Origin of the sequence: Vibrio sp. St2, assembly GCF_947311885.1 — a bacterium.
Lineage (GTDB): Bacteria > Pseudomonadota > Gammaproteobacteria > Enterobacterales > Vibrionaceae > Vibrio > Vibrio coralliilyticus.
On the sequence record NZ_CAMZNA010000004.1, the window covers coordinates 89,026 to 105,280 of the forward strand.

General features: G+C 45.5%; 16 protein-coding genes. 9 read left to right on the forward strand and 7 right to left on the reverse strand.

The window, feature by feature from the left end; translation table 11 throughout:
• The first annotated feature begins 8 nt into the window (after positions 1–8).
• The 3 genes from QMA41_RS14155 to QMA41_RS14165 all read left to right on the forward strand — a co-directional run bounded on the left by QMA41_RS14155 (position 9) and on the right by QMA41_RS14165 (position 2,604).
• On the forward strand, positions 9–578 hold the full coding sequence (locus QMA41_RS14155) for a YajG family lipoprotein (protein ID WP_006957954.1): 570 nt from the start codon (positions 9–11) through the stop codon (positions 576–578).
• Positions 578–1,123: a peptidylprolyl isomerase gene (locus QMA41_RS14160; RefSeq protein WP_021457978.1), complete on the forward strand. Its 546-nt coding sequence runs from the start codon at positions 578–580 to the stop codon at positions 1,121–1,123. Before QMA41_RS14155 ends, QMA41_RS14160 begins: the two co-directional genes overlap by 1 nt.
• Positions 1,124–1,218: 95 nt before the next feature.
• Positions 1,219–2,604, forward strand: coding sequence for an MFS transporter (locus tag QMA41_RS14165; protein WP_281629995.1), 1,386 nt, complete (start codon positions 1,219–1,221; stop codon positions 2,602–2,604).
• Between the two features lie 47 nt (positions 2,605–2,651).
• Here QMA41_RS14165 and QMA41_RS14170 read toward each other — a convergent pair whose 3' ends face one another.
• The 3 genes from QMA41_RS14170 to QMA41_RS14180 form a co-directional block, all read right to left on the reverse strand.
• The gene (locus QMA41_RS14170) at positions 2,652–3,314 is read right to left on the reverse strand and encodes a ChrR family anti-sigma-E factor (RefSeq protein WP_281629996.1); all 663 of its coding nucleotides are present in this window, start codon (positions 3,312–3,314) and stop codon (positions 2,652–2,654) included.
• Positions 3,311–3,895: an RNA polymerase sigma factor gene (locus tag QMA41_RS14175; protein WP_006957958.1), complete on the reverse strand. Its 585-nt coding sequence runs from the start codon at positions 3,893–3,895 to the stop codon at positions 3,311–3,313. The genes QMA41_RS14170 and QMA41_RS14175 overlap by 4 nt, the downstream gene beginning before the upstream one ends.
• A 67-nt stretch (positions 3,896–3,962) precedes the next feature.
• Positions 3,963–4,532, reverse strand: coding sequence for an LON peptidase substrate-binding domain-containing protein (locus QMA41_RS14180; RefSeq protein WP_038509869.1), 570 nt, complete (start codon positions 4,530–4,532; stop codon positions 3,963–3,965).
• 344 nt (positions 4,533–4,876) lie between these two features.
• Here QMA41_RS14180 and QMA41_RS14185 point away from each other — a divergent pair, with 344 nt between their 5' ends.
• The 4 genes from QMA41_RS14185 to csdA all read left to right on the forward strand — a co-directional run bounded on the left by QMA41_RS14185 (position 4,877) and on the right by csdA (position 8,501).
• Positions 4,877–5,686 (forward strand): outer membrane protein OmpK, encoded by an 810-nt coding sequence (locus QMA41_RS14185; RefSeq protein WP_038509868.1) that lies wholly within the window; start codon positions 4,877–4,879, stop codon positions 5,684–5,686.
• Between the two features lie 114 nt (positions 5,687–5,800).
• On the forward strand, positions 5,801–6,691 hold the full coding sequence (gene panE / locus QMA41_RS14190) for a 2-dehydropantoate 2-reductase (protein ID WP_281629997.1): 891 nt from the start codon (positions 5,801–5,803) through the stop codon (positions 6,689–6,691).
• Positions 6,688–7,296 carry a DJ-1 family glyoxalase III gene (locus QMA41_RS14195; protein WP_281629998.1) on the forward strand — a complete coding sequence of 203 codons (609 nt, stop codon included), beginning with the start codon at positions 6,688–6,690 and terminating at the stop codon, positions 7,294–7,296. Before panE ends, QMA41_RS14195 begins: the two co-directional genes overlap by 4 nt.
• A complete protein-coding gene (csdA, locus tag QMA41_RS14200; protein WP_281629999.1) occupies positions 7,290–8,501 on the forward strand; it encodes a cysteine desulfurase CsdA in 1,212 nt (403 codons plus the stop codon). Before QMA41_RS14195 ends, csdA begins: the two co-directional genes overlap by 7 nt.
• 65 nt (positions 8,502–8,566) lie before the next feature.
• Here the strand turns inward: csdA and radA are convergent, their stop codons facing one another.
• Positions 8,567–9,946, reverse strand: a complete 1,380-nt coding sequence (gene radA / locus QMA41_RS14205; RefSeq protein ID WP_281630000.1) for a DNA repair protein RadA — start codon at positions 9,944–9,946, stop codon at positions 8,567–8,569.
• 134 nt (positions 9,947–10,080) lie between these two features.
• On the opposite strand from radA, the gene QMA41_RS14210 reads away from it, so the two are divergent.
• Positions 10,081–12,426 (forward strand): PilZ domain-containing protein, encoded by a 2,346-nt coding sequence (locus tag QMA41_RS14210; RefSeq protein WP_038509860.1) that lies wholly within the window; start codon positions 10,081–10,083, stop codon positions 12,424–12,426.
• Positions 12,427–12,462: 36 nt separating this feature from the next.
• Here the strand turns inward: QMA41_RS14210 and serB are convergent, their stop codons facing one another.
• Entirely contained in the window at positions 12,463–13,443 is a 981-nt protein-coding gene (gene serB, locus QMA41_RS14215) for a phosphoserine phosphatase (protein WP_281630001.1), read from the reverse strand.
• 103 nt (positions 13,444–13,546) lie between these two features.
• Between serB and QMA41_RS14220 the strand changes: the two genes are divergently transcribed.
• Positions 13,547–14,149, forward strand: coding sequence for a YtjB family periplasmic protein (locus QMA41_RS14220; protein ID WP_281630002.1), 603 nt, complete (start codon positions 13,547–13,549; stop codon positions 14,147–14,149).
• 81 nt (positions 14,150–14,230) lie between these two features.
• On the opposite strand, the gene deoD is transcribed toward QMA41_RS14220, so the two are convergent.
• Entirely contained in the window at positions 14,231–14,950 is a 720-nt protein-coding gene (gene deoD / locus QMA41_RS14225; protein WP_006957968.1) for a purine-nucleoside phosphorylase, read from the reverse strand.
• Positions 14,951–15,015: 65 nt separating this feature from the next.
• A complete protein-coding gene (locus QMA41_RS14230; RefSeq protein WP_281630003.1) occupies positions 15,016–16,236 on the reverse strand; it encodes a phosphopentomutase in 1,221 nt (406 codons plus the stop codon).
• Positions 16,237–16,255 lie beyond the last annotated feature (19 nt).

Below are 16,255 nucleotides of genomic sequence, written 5' to 3' on the forward strand. Positions count from 1 at the left end.
AAATTACAATGAGAAAATTGGTTCTAGCCGCGTCAATGGCCTTACTTACTGCGTGTGCCGCACCGCAACAAGAACAGATCAACTTTATGCCTCAGCCAGTTCTGAGCAATAGCGACATCGTAAAAGACGCAAGTTTCACTCTGACAAGTAAAGACGTACGTTCAGCTCAATATGTAGCCCTAATAGATAGTGGCCGCTCAAACATTGAGCCAATTCACTCTAAGCAAAATGTGCGTATCGCGATCGAAAACGCGTTACTGGAACAGTTCCAATCTCAAGGTTTCCGCAGCACTGTTAACAGTGAAAACTCAGTAAAGATAGAAGTGCAAGAAGCATTGGTTTCCGTCAAACACTCAGTGATGGAAAACGAGATGGATGGAAAAGTCGTCCTTGAAGTCACAGCAGAGACGCCTCAGGGTAAGCTAGTTAAGACTTACACGGGCACGGCTAAACGTACAGGCGCTTTAAGTGCTTCAAACGAAGAAATCGAAATCGTACTTAACGATGTAATTAACCTGGTTCTGAAAGAAGTCGCCAGCGACCGTGAGTTGAAGAATTACATGCAGGAGCGCTTCTAATGTGGAAAGTTGCTATTGCCTCACTGGCGTTAGTCAGCAATCTGGTGTTTGCAGGTCCTAAAGTTGAATTTGAAACCACATTAGGTGCTTTTACGATTGAGCTCAATCAGGAAAAAGCCCCTGTTACAGTGGAAAACTTCCTTAAGTATGTCAAAGACGGCAGCTATGTAGGCACCCAATTTCACCGAGTGATTCCGGGCTTTATGGCACAAGGTGGTGGTTTTGATCAAGACATGAAGCAAAAACCAACTTACGCGCCTATTAAAAATGAAGCGTCTAATGGCCTCAAGAATAAAACAGCCACCGTTGCCATGGCGAGGACTAACAACCCTAATTCTGCAACGCGCCAATTCTTTATCAACTATGTTGATAACAATTTTCTTGATTACGACCAGCGCCCGCCGGGTTACGCAGTGTTCGGTAAAGTAACCAAGGGTTTCGACGTAGTACAGCAAATGGCGAAAAAGCGCACCAAAACGGTCGGCCGCTATCGTGACGTTCCAGCAACACCTATTGTCGTAACGAAAGTGACTTTACTCCCATAATCTAAAAAGGCTCCTACTTATCCAGTTGGAGCCTTTTCAATTCACCCTGTTTTCCCTAACTTAACACTCACTATAAAACGAACAAGGAAGACTTTATGTCTGCCAACTCCTCCTCAATGTCTTGGCTAGAAACGATTCGTAGTTATTATGATAAACGCCTGCTATGGGTGTTTATGCTCGGTTGCTCAAGTGGCTTTCCATGGGTTTTGATCGGCTCTAACATGTCGGGTTGGTTAAAAGACGCTGGCTTAACACGTGCAGCGATTGGCTACTTCGGCAGTGTATTCGCGGTTTACGCAATTAACTTTCTGTGGGCTCCGCTCGTGGATCGGGTCAAGCTTCCGGTTCTACATGCAGTACTAGGCCAACGCCGTAGTTGGATTTTTTTCTGTCAATCATTGGTGCTAATCAGCACTTTGTTTATTGCAGGTGTCGACCCTTCACAAAACTTGATGTTCACATCTACGCTGGCGCTGGGTATCGCAATTGCGTCTGCAACTCAGGATATCGCCATCGATGCATTCCGTATCGATACTTTCCCTAAATCCGATTCATCCAAGCTGCCTCAAGCCTCAGCGATGGCGGTGATTGGTTGGTGGACCGGCTATTCACTGCCAGGTTACGTAGCCTTCATCAATGCTGACTCAATCGGTTGGAATGGTGTGTACTATGGCATGGCAGCTATCGTCGGCATCTTGATGCTGTTTACTCTGCTAGTTGGTGAACCAACAACCAACCGTGAAGCCCTCCAACAACAAGCGGAAGCTCGCCATAACAAAATCGTTGGTTCTAAAACTGCATCTTGGATAAGCGTTACCGTGATTGAGCCTTTCCTCGATTTCTTTAAACGCAATGGTGTCAAGGTAGCAATAACTCTATTGCTGTTTGTGTTCCTGTTTAAGATCGGCGAAGCCTTCTTGGGCCGAATGTCCATCGCCTTCTATAAAGAAGTGGGCTTTAGCAACGAACAAATCGGCTATTACTCTAAGTTGATTGGTTGGGGAGCAACCATACTCTTCACCTTAGTGGGTAGCATGTTCAACGTTCGTTTTGGCATCGTACGCGGCTTGATGATTGGCGGTATCGCCATGGCAGGCAGCAACTTAATGTTTGCTTGGATTGCCTCTGTTGGACCAAGTGAGCATTTGTTCCTAGCCACAATTATCGTCGATAACTTTACAACGGCATTCTCAACTGTTGCGTTTGTTTCTTTCCTCACTGTACTCACGGGCCAGGCATTCTCCGCGACGCAATATGCGTTGTTGGCCTCCTTAGGGAACTTTGGACGAACAACATTAGCTTCATTCAGTGGAGAGTTGGTTGACTTCCTTGATGATTGGTCACTGTTCTTTATCATCACTTCACTAATGGTCATTCCGAGCTTAATTATGCTCTATTCACTGCGTCATTACTTCACGAACCTTTTGAATAAAGCCAAAGAGCGAGATGAAGAAGAAGCTAAAGAAGTAACATCCTCATAAAAAGAAAGGCTTGGCAAATGCCAAGCCTTTTTACTTTAAAGTTATTTCTATGGGTACATGCCTTTACCAAATAGGTTAAAGATACGCGCAACCCCTTGGGTGAAAATCATTGGTTCCGTCAACACGGTAAGACACAAACAGTCCTCTCCTTTTTGCGTGTAAGGACTGTGTTTAATTGAAGCATCTTTAACGAGGTAATCCCCTGCTTCATAGTGACCGTCTTCATCACTAAACCCACCATGCAGTATCAAAGTAGACTCGACTCCCTTGTGCGTATGTTGAGGTATCTTCACATCTTCTGAAATGTACATTAGATTCACTCTAACGCTATCGCCAATGTCGATTGGTGCACTATATACCTTGCCACCATAGCTTTTCCATTCTCCTAACTTATCTCGGAATCGAGATAGAGAAAGTGGCAGCTGAAATGTTTTACCATTGACTTCAATGCTTGTTGGTTTTCTGATTGGTCGGGCGCTTTCTGGAGCAGGTTCAGTCTGCAAGATATCGTTCAACATATCGTCGAAGTTGTTATCATCGAAAGCATCAAGCGACACTAACGCTTCACCATAACGACTCTCCAACTCCTGGACCTGTTTTTTACAAGTAGGGCAGCTCTCCAAATGAGTGGCAACAGTAAAACCATCGACTGCATCCAGACTGCCTTCAACATAAGCCTGCAACATATGCTGGTTTGGATGATAGCTCATAATCTTTCTACCTCTATTGAATGACGCAGCTTCTCCACTGCAAGTCTTAGCCTAGATTTCACTGTTCCGACTGGAATATCGTACATATCAGCTACCTGCTGATGTGGTAGTTCCTCCAGGTATACTGCTTGAACAACTTTTTTCTGGGCGTCAGGAAGGACATCTAAAAATTTTACGACCTGCTCCTTAAGCATTTCTTGTTCAGGCGCATAGTGCTCAACTAAGTCTGGCGGACAGTAATCGTTTGGCCATATGTCTTCAGAATGGATGTGTAAATCTTTACCACGCTGCTTTCGAAGAGTATCGAAACATAGGTTGCGAGCAATTGTATAGATCCAAGTAGATAGCGAACTTTTCGACCCATCAAACAAATGACTTTTTTGCCATACCGTCGTCATTGTTTCTTGCACTAGCTCTAACGCCACTTGCTCATTACCCATGTGCTTGTAGGTAAACTGTTTTAAACGTGGTGCAAAATGCCTGAAGACCAACGCGTAAGATGCTTTGTCTTTATCTTTAACTTTCTCCATACAGAGGAGCCAGTCTTGTTTTGCAAAAGATTCCGTGTCCGTAGAAGCCATGTTCAGGTCCTTGTCAGCACTTTTGGGGTTTTACGTACGAAAGAAGTGAATGGATCACTCTGTAAGTTTAGCTTTCAATCGATCGGGAGAGAAATTCTATCGCTTCATTGCAATCTTTTTGTCTCAGAAGAAAATCAAATTGATGCTGGGGAACGGGAAGTAGCTCAAGCCAACGCTGGCTCACCCAGCTTGCATCGTCAAAGAAGCGTTGGTCGTACAATTCTCCAAGTTGAGGGAACTGCTTGTACACGGTACGCAATTGCTCGCTCAAATATTTGTGCTGCTCAGACAATTGAGAAAATTCCCAGCTTGTACGCCATTCGACACGCGCTTTTCGCAACCCATCGAATTCCATTCTGACTCTCTTTATTTCAAAGCATCTAAGTCCAACAACTGTCACCCCTAAAAGCCCGTCATCCAGCAATTCAAAGTCGACTATCTTCGCTAGCGATCCAACCGACGACAGTCGAGGAATGGAGGACAACTCATCCTGCTCAACTAAGCAGATACCGAACGTACCATCGGACTGACTCGCTTCTTTTATTAGTCTTTTGTACCTGGGTTCAAAAATTCGGAGCTTCATTTTCCCTTCAGGGAGAAGAATCGAACCTAGAGGAAACAGCATAATTTCAGACACTATTAATCACCCTTAATCAGTTTAAAATTAATTACGTGAAAAGTGAGAGTTCGATCAATCACCAAACGTGTTGATTATTTGACAAGCATAAAAATCAGCGCAAGCGCTTGCGTAAACGATACCCATATCACTTTCTGTGCAAAAAAATTATAGTTCCGTTACATTCCCAAAAAATGATCGTTAATGAGATCTCAGTCACTAGTTTTATGTATTTTTACACTCCGTATCACTATTAATTGAGATTTTTATCGTTATTATGCGCTCCAGTAAAAGCACAACGCAGATTGTGCAACAACGGCTATATGAATAAGTTTTGGTATTGAATAAACATAGAGAGTCCCACTATGCGCAAATCACTTTTAGCTCTTGGTGTTGTAGCAGCAATGTCTGCACCTGCAATGGCAGCTGATTACTCCGACGGCGATATCCACAAGAATGACTACAAATGGGTTCAATTTAACCTAATGGGTGCATTCGATGAGAAAGGTGCTGGCACTGAATCAACTCATGATTACCTAGAAATGGAATTTGGTGGTCGTTCAGGTATCTTTGATCTGTATGGTTACGTTGATGTTTTCGATCTAACTAACGATCCAAGCAGCGACAAAGACGGTGCAGAAAAGATCTTTATGAAGTTCGCTCCACGCGTATCTCTCGATGCACTTACTGGCAAAGACCTATCTTTCGGTCCAGTACAAGAACTTTATGTTGCGTCTCTATTTGAATGGGGCGGAAACAATGGTGTAAACAACCAGAAAATTGGTATTGGTTCAGATGTAGAAGTGCCATGGTTCGGTAAAGTAGGTGTAAACCTATACGGTTACTACGACGGTAACGCAAAAGATTGGAATGGCTACCAAATTTCAACCAACTGGTTTAAGCCTTTCTACTTCTTTGAAAATGGTTCATTCATTTCTTATCAAGGTTACATCGATTACCAATTTGGTATGGATGACGATACAGCTTACCGCTCTAGCAATGGCGGCGCGATGTTTAACGGTATCTACTGGCACTCAGATCGCTTTGCCGTAGGTTACGGTATGAAACTATTTAAAGATGTATACGGCTTCACTGATGGCCAAACTCTACCATGGGGTCCTGTTGCAGAATCTTCAGGCGTAGGTCACTACGTAGCGGTAACTTACAAGTTCTAAGCCACTAAAAGAACTTCATTGCCTTCAAAATGGTACCTTCGGGTGCCATTTTTTATTTGCTTTCGCTTAAACGGTGATTATCCTTGTGGGAAATTATCTGTTCGGCAAATCAGTGTGAATATCGTCATTCTTGGCCCCGGTGCTATTGGTACGCTATGGGCAACTAAACTCTCGCTTTCAGGTCATAATGTTGCTGTGTGGTCAACCTCAAATGATCATCATCTGAGTCTACAGCTTGATGAATTACCGCCAATTCAGTTTGATAACCGAGATATCGTTTCTATTGAGCAAGCTGACTTGTTACTAGTCACAGTAAAAGCGTGGCAGGTGAAGAGCGTACTTGAGCCATTAAAAGCGCATATTGTTCCAGAAACTATGATTACCCTGATGCACAATGGCATGGGGACCGCAGACTGGGCTTGCGATACTTTTCCTGGCAACCCTTTGCTCCTTGCGACAACCACGCATGGTGCCTTTAAGCCCACCAAACACCAAGTCATGCACACTGGCTTAGGCTTAACCCAAATAGGTGGTGTCAATCGTTCGGGGAAACAATGCCACTTTCTCCAACCAGTTTTGCAGCATGCGCTTCCAGAGGTCACTTGGTGTGACAATATTGAGCATGCTTTGTGGTCTAAGCTGGCCGTCAACTGCGCAATCAACCCGTTAACGGCTATTTTCCAAGTTAAGAACGGTGAGTTGGCTTCCGAGCAATATAAAAACCAACTTATCAATGTCATCGAAGAAGTCTTTCAAGTAATGAACGCCTGCTCCATCCCTGTCGAGAAGTCCACCTTGGAATCGACGGTTCACCAAGTGATCCGTGCCACTGCCGAAAACTTCTCTTCAATGAGGCAAGACATTCACTATCAACGCAAAACTGAAATTGATTTTATTACCGGTTACTTGCTGAAACAGGCTAAAATTCACAATATACAAGTCCCTGAAAATCAAGCTCTCTATACCCAGATCCATCAAATCGAACAAAGCTGGAAATCACAATGAATAAAAAAGTACTGGTCCCGATTGCACCGGGTACGGAAGAAATGGAAGCCGTCACCATCATCGACATGATGGTACGAGCTGGCTACGACGTGACTGTGGCCAGTGCTGATTTTGCGGGCCAACTGAAAATGAAAGCTTCCAGAGGCGTTACGCTCACTGCTGATTGTAAACTCGTCGATATCGCCGATGACGAATTCGATGCTGTGATCTTGCCCGGTGGCGTTGGCGGAGCAGAAACCTTTCGCGACAGCACGGTGTTAGTTGAGATTGTTCGCCAACAAATGTACGAAAGGAAGCTGGTCGCCGCAATATGTGCCGCACCAGCGTTGGTACTGGCTCACCATAAGCTTTACCCTGACGCTTTAATGACCTGCCATCCTAGTTTTGAATCTCATATCAGTAAGGAAAATTGGCGAGTTAAACGCGTCACTTACGATATTAATCACAACTTGTTGACCAGCCAAGGCCCCGGTACTGCACTAGAATTTGCGATGGAAATCATCATTAACCTTTCAGGAAAAAAACACGCTTGGACGGTTGCCGAACCTATGGTGACGATTCCAACTCTGCAATATCACAAGCTAGGTGGCCTTGAGTCATGCTAGACGTTCATGCCATCCGTTCACAATTTCCTGCATTAACTCAAAACGTTAATGGGGAACAACTGGTGTATCTCGATAGTGCTGCAACTACACAGAAGCCTGATTGCGTTATCAATGCGATTTCAGACTACTATCGCTCTCAAAACGCCAATGTTCACCGTGGTAGTCACAGCCTGACTGCACAAGCTACTAGCCACTTCGAAGCAGCTCGTCAAACCATCGCAACCTTCATCGGTGCGGAGAGCAGCAAAGAAATCATCTGGACACGCGGCGCGACAGAGGCGCTTAACCTAATCGCACAAACCTATGCGCGTAACACCTTACTGCCCGGTGATGAAATTCTGGTTAGCGAAATGGAACACCACGCCAATATCGTGCCTTGGCAAATCGTTGCAGAGCAGACTGGAGCAAGAGTCATCAAGGTGCCAATGACTGAAGATTGCCAATGGGATATGGCGGCGTTTTCATCTTTACTATCCGATAAAACCAAACTGGTGGCGCTGGCTCATATCACCAACGTAACAGGAACACGTCTACCGATTAAGTCGGTGATAACTCAAGCCCATCAAGTGGGTGCGAAAGTGGTTGTCGATGGAGCTCAAGGTATTGTTCATGAAACTATTGATGTAAAAACGTTAGATGCGGACTTTTATGTTTTCTCTGGGCACAAGCTCTATGCACCTGCAGGTATAGGTGTCTTGTATGGCAAACTGTCGCTGCTTGATGCTATGCCTCCGTGGCACGGCGGGGGGAAAATGGTCGAAAAAGTGTCGTTTTCTGGAACCACTTTCAGCGAACTGCCAGGCAAATTCGAAGCTGGTACCCCCAATGTGGCAGGTGCGATTGCGTTAGCCACAGCGATAAACTGGTATCAGAGTTTTGAGCATACTGATATAGAAAATCACATTCGTAGCCTGGTTCAGAACGCTTATCAAAGGCTATCTCAAATCGACGATATTAGGGTGTTAGGCTACCAAGCTAATGCTTCTGTATTGTCGTTTGTCATTGATGGTGTGCATCACCAAGACCTCGCAACATTACTTGATCAACAGGGCATCGCCGTTCGTGCTGGCCATCACTGTGCTCACCCCCTAATGGACGCACTTGGTGTTAAGGGTACCGTGCGAGCTTCCTTTGCTATTTACAATACACAGCAAGATGTTGACAAACTGGTCGCCGCTGTAGAGAAAGCCGCAGATATGCTTTAGCAAGAAATAAAAAAGGGTTGACGCAAAACGACAACCCTTTAAAAAGCGGAAAAAGCAGTACGAGCTTAAAGTTCGTCAAAGGCCTCGATCGCTTCTGACAACTTCTTCACACCGTGAATTTGCATCCCCGGAATACCACCTTTAGGCATATTTGCAGCCGGAACTATGGCCTTTTTAAAACCATGTTTGAACGCCTCGTTCAGCCTTTCCTGCCCACTAGGCACCGGACGAATCTCTCCAGCAAGCCCCACTTCACCAAAAATCACCACATCTTTTGGTAGTGCTCTATCTCTGAAGCTAGAAAGAAGTGCCATCACCAAAGCCAAATCAGCACTGGTTTCCGTTACTTTAACCCCGCCAACCACATTCACAAACACATCCTGATCGGCCATCTGCAGACCACCATGTTTATGTAAAACGGCCAACAACAGCGACAATCTATTTTGTTCAAGGCCAACGGCAACACGTCGTGGGTTGGCTAACTGAGAGTAATCCACCAGTGCCTGAATCTCCACCAGCAGTGGACGAGTGCCTTCCCATACCACCATAACGGAGCTGCCTGAGGTCTCTTCTTCACCACGAGAAAGAAAAATAGCCGAAGGGTTACTGACTTCTTTCAGCCCCTGCCCTGTCATGGCGAACACGCCCAACTCATTCACTGCACCAAAACGGTTCTTGTGACTGCGAAGCGTTCTGAACCTGCTATCTGTGCCACCATCAAGCAGCACTGAACAGTCGATGATGTGCTCAAGCACTTTAGGCCCAGCCAAGGTGCCATCTTTAGTCACGTGGCCAACAATGAACACTGCGACATTATTTTGCTTAGCGTAACGGGTTAACGCGGTCGCTGACTCCCTTACTTGCGCCACACTGCCCGGCGAAGATTGGACATCCGCCACATGCATCACCTGAATCGAGTCAATCACCAAAATCTTTGGCTGTTCTTTTTCTGCAATCTGGCAAATACGATCAACATTGGTTTCTGATAGCATTTTTAGATTGTCTTTAGGCAACCCCAGGCGGGAAGCTCTCATCGCAACCTGTTGAAGCGACTCTTCACCGGTGACATACAAAGTCGGCATCAGAGATGCTAAATAACACATGGTCTGTAACAACAGCGTCGATTTACCTGCACCAGGATTACCACCGATCAAAATCGCAGCTCCAGGAACAACGCCACCACCAAGTACTCGGTCAAGTTCCTTAAAACCACTGGTAAAGCGCGGAACTTCCTGCAGATCGATGTCAGATAACGTCTGAACCTGAGTTTCACCAGAATTTCCTGCGTAGCCAGTCAGTCGCTCGTTTCTTGCTGCCGCAGGGGATGCAGCTAACCTGACCTCACTAATCGTATTCCATGCGCCACAAGCATTACATTGTCCCTGCCAACGTGGAAAATCCGCGCCACAGTCATTACATACGTATGCTCTTTTTGCCTTTGCCATATCACCTCGGACCTGTATTTGTGACAATGCCGTTATCATTCGTCACCTATTCACCTTGATTCGGTGTAACATATCATTAAAGATCTTTATATCAAGGCCGATATTCAGAGTAAGGGACAAGCTAACAAAAATATATGCAGCAGCCAGAGATTTTATCTTTAGCAGAACGACTGATTCCTGCTTACAACTCCGATGATTTTGAATACCTTCTCGCCCAAATGACCGAAGGAGAGGCTCCATCGGTCAAAATTCTGGTTAAGATGGAACTTAACCGTGTAATGGCTCCCTGTACTAAAAGTGTTGACCTGCGCGGACGGGTCAAGGGCGAATGTCGTGAGTATGAACTTGATGGTGTCAAACACTGGTTAGACGACGTTGCTTTTAATGCTTACCACAAAAATACCCGTAAGTTTGGTGGCTATACCGAAGGCGTTTGGGAAGCACTGTGCAACACCCATAATAACTTTCGCGTCATGCAAAAACGTGGCAAACCACAAGGCATTGAGTTTTCAGAAAAAAGCACGGCCTACGATGTTGAAGCGATTAACTTGGGTTACGACCTTAAGCGACGTGAAAACCGCCTAAAACTTTCCTCCCAAATTGAATTTCAGGTCAATAAAGACCAATTAGTCCACGCCACAACCGTGGATATATCTCCCTCTGGCGCCAAATTTAAAGTACCTTCTGCCTTCAACTACAAACTGGGAGAAATCATTGCTGTTCGCTTTGTTGAGCTCGCGAAAAACAGTGAAGTAGAAGGATTGAACACTCCCATCAACTACCGAATTGTAGGTATCGATGAGTCCTATGAAAACGATGCAGTAAAATACCTACGTCTGCTCAAGCTAGATGAAACAACAGTGGTCGAAGAGGTCATCGAAGACCAACTAAAAAATGACACCCAACGTTCCCGTCACGACAATCAAGACAAGGTCATCCGAGCACGTTCTAGGGGATACGAGCATACCTTCCTGAAACACACCTGCAATTTACCTGTATTCTTCAGTGGCAGTGAACTCAAATTGGCGTTGATGACTGAAAACAACCAACCTATCTGGCAGTACTGGCAGGATGAACGCAATCAACAAGCCCTGACGACCTTATTTAACAAGGAAAGAATCGAGCACCTAACTAAGCCGGGCATGCGCGGCAGCAACAACGTGTTTTATTCATTCACTCATGAACATCAGGGAAAAACCTTGTTCTTCTCGATGATGATGCCAGAAGCCACCCGCCAAGTGCGCCAACTTTTCTGGCATGTTGGGGCGAAAAAAGAAAGCTGGCGCGCATTCCGCCTGCATGTTTTTGAGTTGTCAGACAGCGAACGAAGCGAGTTAGCCAATCACTCCACTGAGCTGGATTTTGACACCAAAACCTTGACTCATTGCGGTATCTTGCAGGAGCTTTCAACAGAGGCTACCAATCAAGATTATCTGTTAACAGAAAAACCTCGCTTACCGAGCAGCGAGTTAAATCGCTTCCGCCATGCACGCAACCCGGAAAGCAATCCGGTTTGCCTCTATTTCGATGCAAAGTCTCGCCGCAAAGAACCTCGCTTTCAATTCCGTTCGCCAATAGAGATGACTTGTAATCAAAATATTGCCCATGCTGGTGTGACGCTTGATATATCAAAGCGTGGTATTAGTGTTGCGCTGACTTCTCCGAGTTCACTAAAAGCAGGGGAGATGTGTTCGGTTAACTTTAAAGAACTCAGCCTTTATGACAAAAAGCTCCCTCTCGATTGTGTGCCTTACTCGGTAGTTAGAATTTCCCCTGGAGGAAAACGTCTTCAGTTGGTGATGCAAGAAGACAGCAACACAATGCGTACCATCGCCTTTTTCGGCAAACTGATCGAGCATAATCAAGACAAGCTTATTGCCAAGAAAGAGTTATTGCCAAGTAACCTTTTGCTCGAAGGGCTGCATGACATACTCTTGGATAAAATTGTCAGTTCTCCAATTTTCGTCGAAAAACGCGGCAAAAACCTCAAGCCTCGAGTTATTGGAGTCAATTTCCCTCTAGCTCCACACTTGGTAGTATTAGCAAAGCTTGGACAGGAAGAAAATTTTTCTCTGGAACCTATTTATAAAGGTCACACTAATACCTTACTGGCACAACCGATGCGCCGCATAGACGGTGCACAGCCAAAATTTCAGGAAGTCTATTTGTCGATTTCTCAATTTGGCACACGGATTCAGTCATACGAGTCTAAATTGGTGAGTGAGTTTGACTCTCTCAAAGAGCGTGTGGCCTTTATTAAGAATGCCCAGTCTATGGGTGAGTTTTATGCCTTACGGGTATGCAGTGCCCCAGTATTTGATCCTATGAGTGCCTTACTGCAAGAAGATATTAAAGAACTGGCGCCAATCAGTATGCATCAGGCGAGAAGTTTGGAAAAAGAGATCAACGGCATAATGGGCTACGGCGAAATTACCGATATTACAGAAGAAGTTTTGATTCGCCTCGAGCTGACAAAATAGAAAAGCGAGGGTAAAGCCTCGCTTTTTTTATGTTTGTTATGGTGCAGGCTTGAAGCTTATCTTCTTCTGTTTGACCAATGCCGCTGAAAGGATACACAAGACACCACCCAGTCCAGAATATCGCACTGCGGTTTGTGCCTGCTGCTCTACTTTAAGTTTAGCGTGATAAGCAATGCCCAAACCAGCAGCTGACATCATGACGAGATCGTTCGCGCCATCTCCAACTGCTATGGTATTGTGTGGTTCAATCTCATACTTCTCCGCCAGCTCTTCAAGGATATCCGCTTTGGTTTGCGCAGAAACCACATCACCTAACACCTTACCGGTCAGCTTGCCGTCAATGATTTCCAGCTGATTAGATTGAGCATGGTCGAGTTTCAACATTTCCTTGAGGTAATCGGAGAAATACGTAAAGCCGCCAGAAGCAATCGCCGTTTTCCAGCCAAATTGATGCAAGGTATGCACAAGCTCTGGCAAATCTGGCATCAGAGGAAGCTCATCTCGGACGCTGGATAAAATGCTTTCATCCGCTCCAGTCAGCGCCGCAACTCGCTGGCGCAGGCTTTGTTCAAAGTCGAGCTCACCCTGCATGGCTCGCTCGGTCACTTCGGAGACTTCTTCACCAACTCCCGCCAGTTTGGCGATTTCATCAATGCATTCAATCTGAATAGCGGTCGAGTCCATATCCATGACAATCAAGCCAGGTTTCGATAGATCTGGCAGATCGTTCAGCGGCGCATAATCAAGCTCAATACCTTGAAGGATTTTCTCGTGTTCCGCTGTCAACTCACCTTGCATCAGAGCTACTTCATATTGACCAACCTTCCACACATCAACGACTGCGTTATAGCAGCCAGTAAAAAAGTCGATATCTTCAAACAGTTTTGGCGACAAATATTTCGCAAACACAATCCAATTTGCTTTGGCTTTATCGAAATTGTTCGCTAAGCGCGTTTCTGGCAGTCGGTTATAAAGTGATGTATGCCTTTGAATAGAAAGAGTCTTAAACGTTTCCATGTAAATCATTCCTAAAAAATCTCCTCACACGTTAACCTATTGCAATTTAGCAGCGCAAGTATCAATATGCTCTATAGCAAAATTAACCTCGGTTTGGGTGTGTATGGAATCCTCTCTGTTTTCATTTCGTATGGCCGTAAGAGCACTCGCCATTCTTTCCCTGATTGCCATGGTGGCAGTTATCGGCGTCAACAGCGTTAAAATTACAAAAGGTAATGAGCAGATTCAGAAAAATCAGCTGGAAACGCTGATTAAAGTTCTGGTATCGCAAGCCTCACTATCTGCAGGCGATATGATCGTCAATCAAGACCAAGAGCGATTATTGAAGCTGACGAACCAGTTAGCTCAAGATAATTTGGTGTTTGATGCCACCATTTACGATGCGGAAGGTATTCGTTTAGCATCCAGCGATAAAGGCAAAAGTGTGCGCGAAATTCTTGGTTTAGATACGCCGCTTGAAACCGCTCGGATCGGTAAACAGCAACTTGTCGAGCCAATTATCCACGATAACTCAGTTCTTGGGTTTGTTCGCATTACTTTTGAAACAGGTAAAGTAACCGCGTTTTCCGATCATTATTACCGCAAGAGTGATCGCTATATGTATACCATGGTTGGGATGAGTTTTATTGCGGGTTTATTGCTTGCGGTCGTCATTCGTCGAAAGCCAAAGAAAAAAGGCGAAAATCTGCTGTTAAAAGATATGTAGAGCGATAAAGAAAGGATTGACCCATTAGGTCAACCCTTTCTTGTTCGTACGGTTGCGCTAGCTCAGATAGCCAACAGCATCTTACGCTTCATCACCAAGTAGAACCGAGTCTAGGGCAACGATCATCATGTCATTGAAAGTCGTCTGACGCTCGTCCGACGTAGTCTGCTCGCCCGTTTTGATGTGATCAGATACAGTACAGATAGTCAGAGCTTTCGCACCGTACTCAGCACAAACGCCGTAGATACCAGCCGCTTCCATTTCAACACCAACAATACCGTACTTGTCCATTACATCGAACATTTCTGGATCTGGCGTATAGAACAGTTCCGCGGAAAACAGGTTACCGACTTTCACTTCGATACCACGTGCTTTAGCCGCCTCTTCTGCTGCTCGAACCATCTTGTAGTCAGCAATAGCAGCAAAGTCATGGCCTTTAAAGCGAATGCGATTTACTTTAGAGTCAGTACAAGCGCCCATACCAATCACAACATCACGTACTTTGATGTCTTCGCTAACTGCACCACAGCTACCTACACGGATGATTTTCTTCACACCGTAGTCTTTAATCAGCTCAGTAGCATAGATTGAACAAGATGGGATACCCATACCGTGGCCCATCACAGACACTTTACGACCTTTGTAAGTGCCTGTGAAACCGAACATATTACGTACATCACAGACCTGAACGACATCTTCTAGGAAGGTTTCTGCAATGTACTTCGCGCGTAGCGGGTCACCTGGCATAAGAACGACATCTGCGAATGCACCCGTTTCAGCATTAATATGTGGAGTTGCCATGTCTGTTAATTCCTTAACTAAGTTAAATGTTGTCAGAGAGGTGGTTTACCTCTCTAACTCTCTCATTACAAAAAGTTTTTACCGTAATCCATTGGTGAAGTACCAAAGTACGTCGCCAATGATTGACCAATATCCGCAAAAGACTCACGCAGACCTAGAGAACCAGCTGGCACTTTCTGACCATAAACGATCACAGGGATGTGTTCACGTGTGTGGTCAGTACCTGGCCAAGTTGGGTCACAACCGTGGTCGGCCGTCAGGATTAGAACATCGTCCTCCTCCATCAGCTCCATCACTTCATGGATACGACCATCGAAGTACTCAAGCGCAGCAGCATAGCCAGCTACGTCACGGCGGTGACCATAGGCAGAATCAAAATCAACAAAGTTTGTGAAGACGATAGTATTGTCGCCCGCTTCTTTTATTGCCTCTTTTGTAGCTTCAAAGAGCGCTGGAATACCTGTTGCTTTAGTCTTCTTGGTGATACCACAGCCAGCGTAAATGTCAGAGATCTTACCGATCGAGTGAACTTCACCGCCCTTCTCCTCAACAAGCTTCTGCAGAATCGTCGCTGAAGGTGGCTCAACAGACAGATCGCGGCGATTACCAGTACGCTCAAACTGGCCTTTACCTGGGCCAATGAATGGGCGAGCGATAACGCGGCCGATGTTGTAGTCTTCAAGCTCTTCGCGTGCGATCTGACAAAGCTCAAGCAAACGATCTAAGCCGAAGGTTTCTTCATGGCAAGCGATCTGGAATACCGAATCCGCCGACGTATAGAAGATAGGTTGCCCTGTCTTCATATGCTCTTCACCAAGATCATCCAGTACCTGCGTGCCTGATGCATGACAGTTACCAAGGAAACCGTCTAGACCAGCACGCTCAAGAATGCGATCTGTCAGCTCTTTCGGGAAGCTGTTGGCTTTGTCGGTAAAGTAGCCCCAGTCAAACAGAACCGGAACACCGGCAATTTCCCAGTGACCTGACGGCGTGTCTTTACCTGAAGACAGCTCGGCAGCATGGCCGTAAGCACCTACGATCTCCGCCTCAGTATCCAAACCTGGCGCAAAGCGACCCGTTGACTCTTTGTGGGCCATTGCTAAACCAAGCTTTGACAGATTAGGCAAAGTCAGTGGCCCTTTACGATCAGCGTTGTCCGCTAGACCTTTATCACATTGGTCTGCGATATGGCCCAGAGTGTCTGAACCAACATCACCAAATTTCTCAGCGTCTGCTGTCTCACCGATTCCAAAAGAATCCAGTACTAATATAAATGCTCTTTTCATTGCTCTTCCTCAGGCCCAC

Bases quoted from the DNA above. Each gene is read 5' to 3' on its own strand.
- QMA41_RS14210 (WP_038509860.1), top strand. From the start codon at position 10,081: ATGCAGCAGCCAGAGATTTTATCTTTAGCAGAACGACTGATTCCTGCT.
- serB (WP_281630001.1), bottom strand. From the start codon at position 13,443: ATGGAAACGTTTAAGACTCTTTCTATTCAAAGGCATACATCACTTTAT.
- QMA41_RS14160 (WP_021457978.1), top strand. From the start codon at position 578: ATGTGGAAAGTTGCTATTGCCTCACTGGCGTTAGTCAGCAATCTGGTG.
- radA (WP_281630000.1), bottom strand. From the start codon at position 9,946: ATGGCAAAGGCAAAAAGAGCATACGTATGTAATGACTGTGGCGCGGAT.
- deoD (WP_006957968.1), bottom strand. From the start codon at position 14,950: ATGGCAACTCCACATATTAATGCTGAAACGGGTGCATTCGCAGATGTC.
- QMA41_RS14185 (WP_038509868.1), top strand. From the start codon at position 4,877: ATGCGCAAATCACTTTTAGCTCTTGGTGTTGTAGCAGCAATGTCTGCA.
- QMA41_RS14230 (WP_281630003.1), bottom strand. From the start codon at position 16,236: ATGAAAAGAGCATTTATATTAGTACTGGATTCTTTTGGAATCGGTGAG.
- QMA41_RS14195 (WP_281629998.1), top strand. From the start codon at position 6,688: ATGAATAAAAAAGTACTGGTCCCGATTGCACCGGGTACGGAAGAAATG.
- QMA41_RS14170 (WP_281629996.1), bottom strand. From the start codon at position 3,314: ATGAGCTATCATCCAAACCAGCATATGTTGCAGGCTTATGTTGAAGGC.
- csdA (WP_281629999.1), top strand. From the start codon at position 7,290: ATGCTAGACGTTCATGCCATCCGTTCACAATTTCCTGCATTAACTCAA.
- QMA41_RS14165 (WP_281629995.1), top strand. From the start codon at position 1,219: ATGTCTGCCAACTCCTCCTCAATGTCTTGGCTAGAAACGATTCGTAGT.
- QMA41_RS14155 (WP_006957954.1), top strand. From the start codon at position 9: ATGAGAAAATTGGTTCTAGCCGCGTCAATGGCCTTACTTACTGCGTGT.
- QMA41_RS14175 (WP_006957958.1), bottom strand. From the start codon at position 3,895: ATGGCTTCTACGGACACGGAATCTTTTGCAAAACAAGACTGGCTCCTC.
- QMA41_RS14220 (WP_281630002.1), top strand. From the start codon at position 13,547: ATGGAATCCTCTCTGTTTTCATTTCGTATGGCCGTAAGAGCACTCGCC.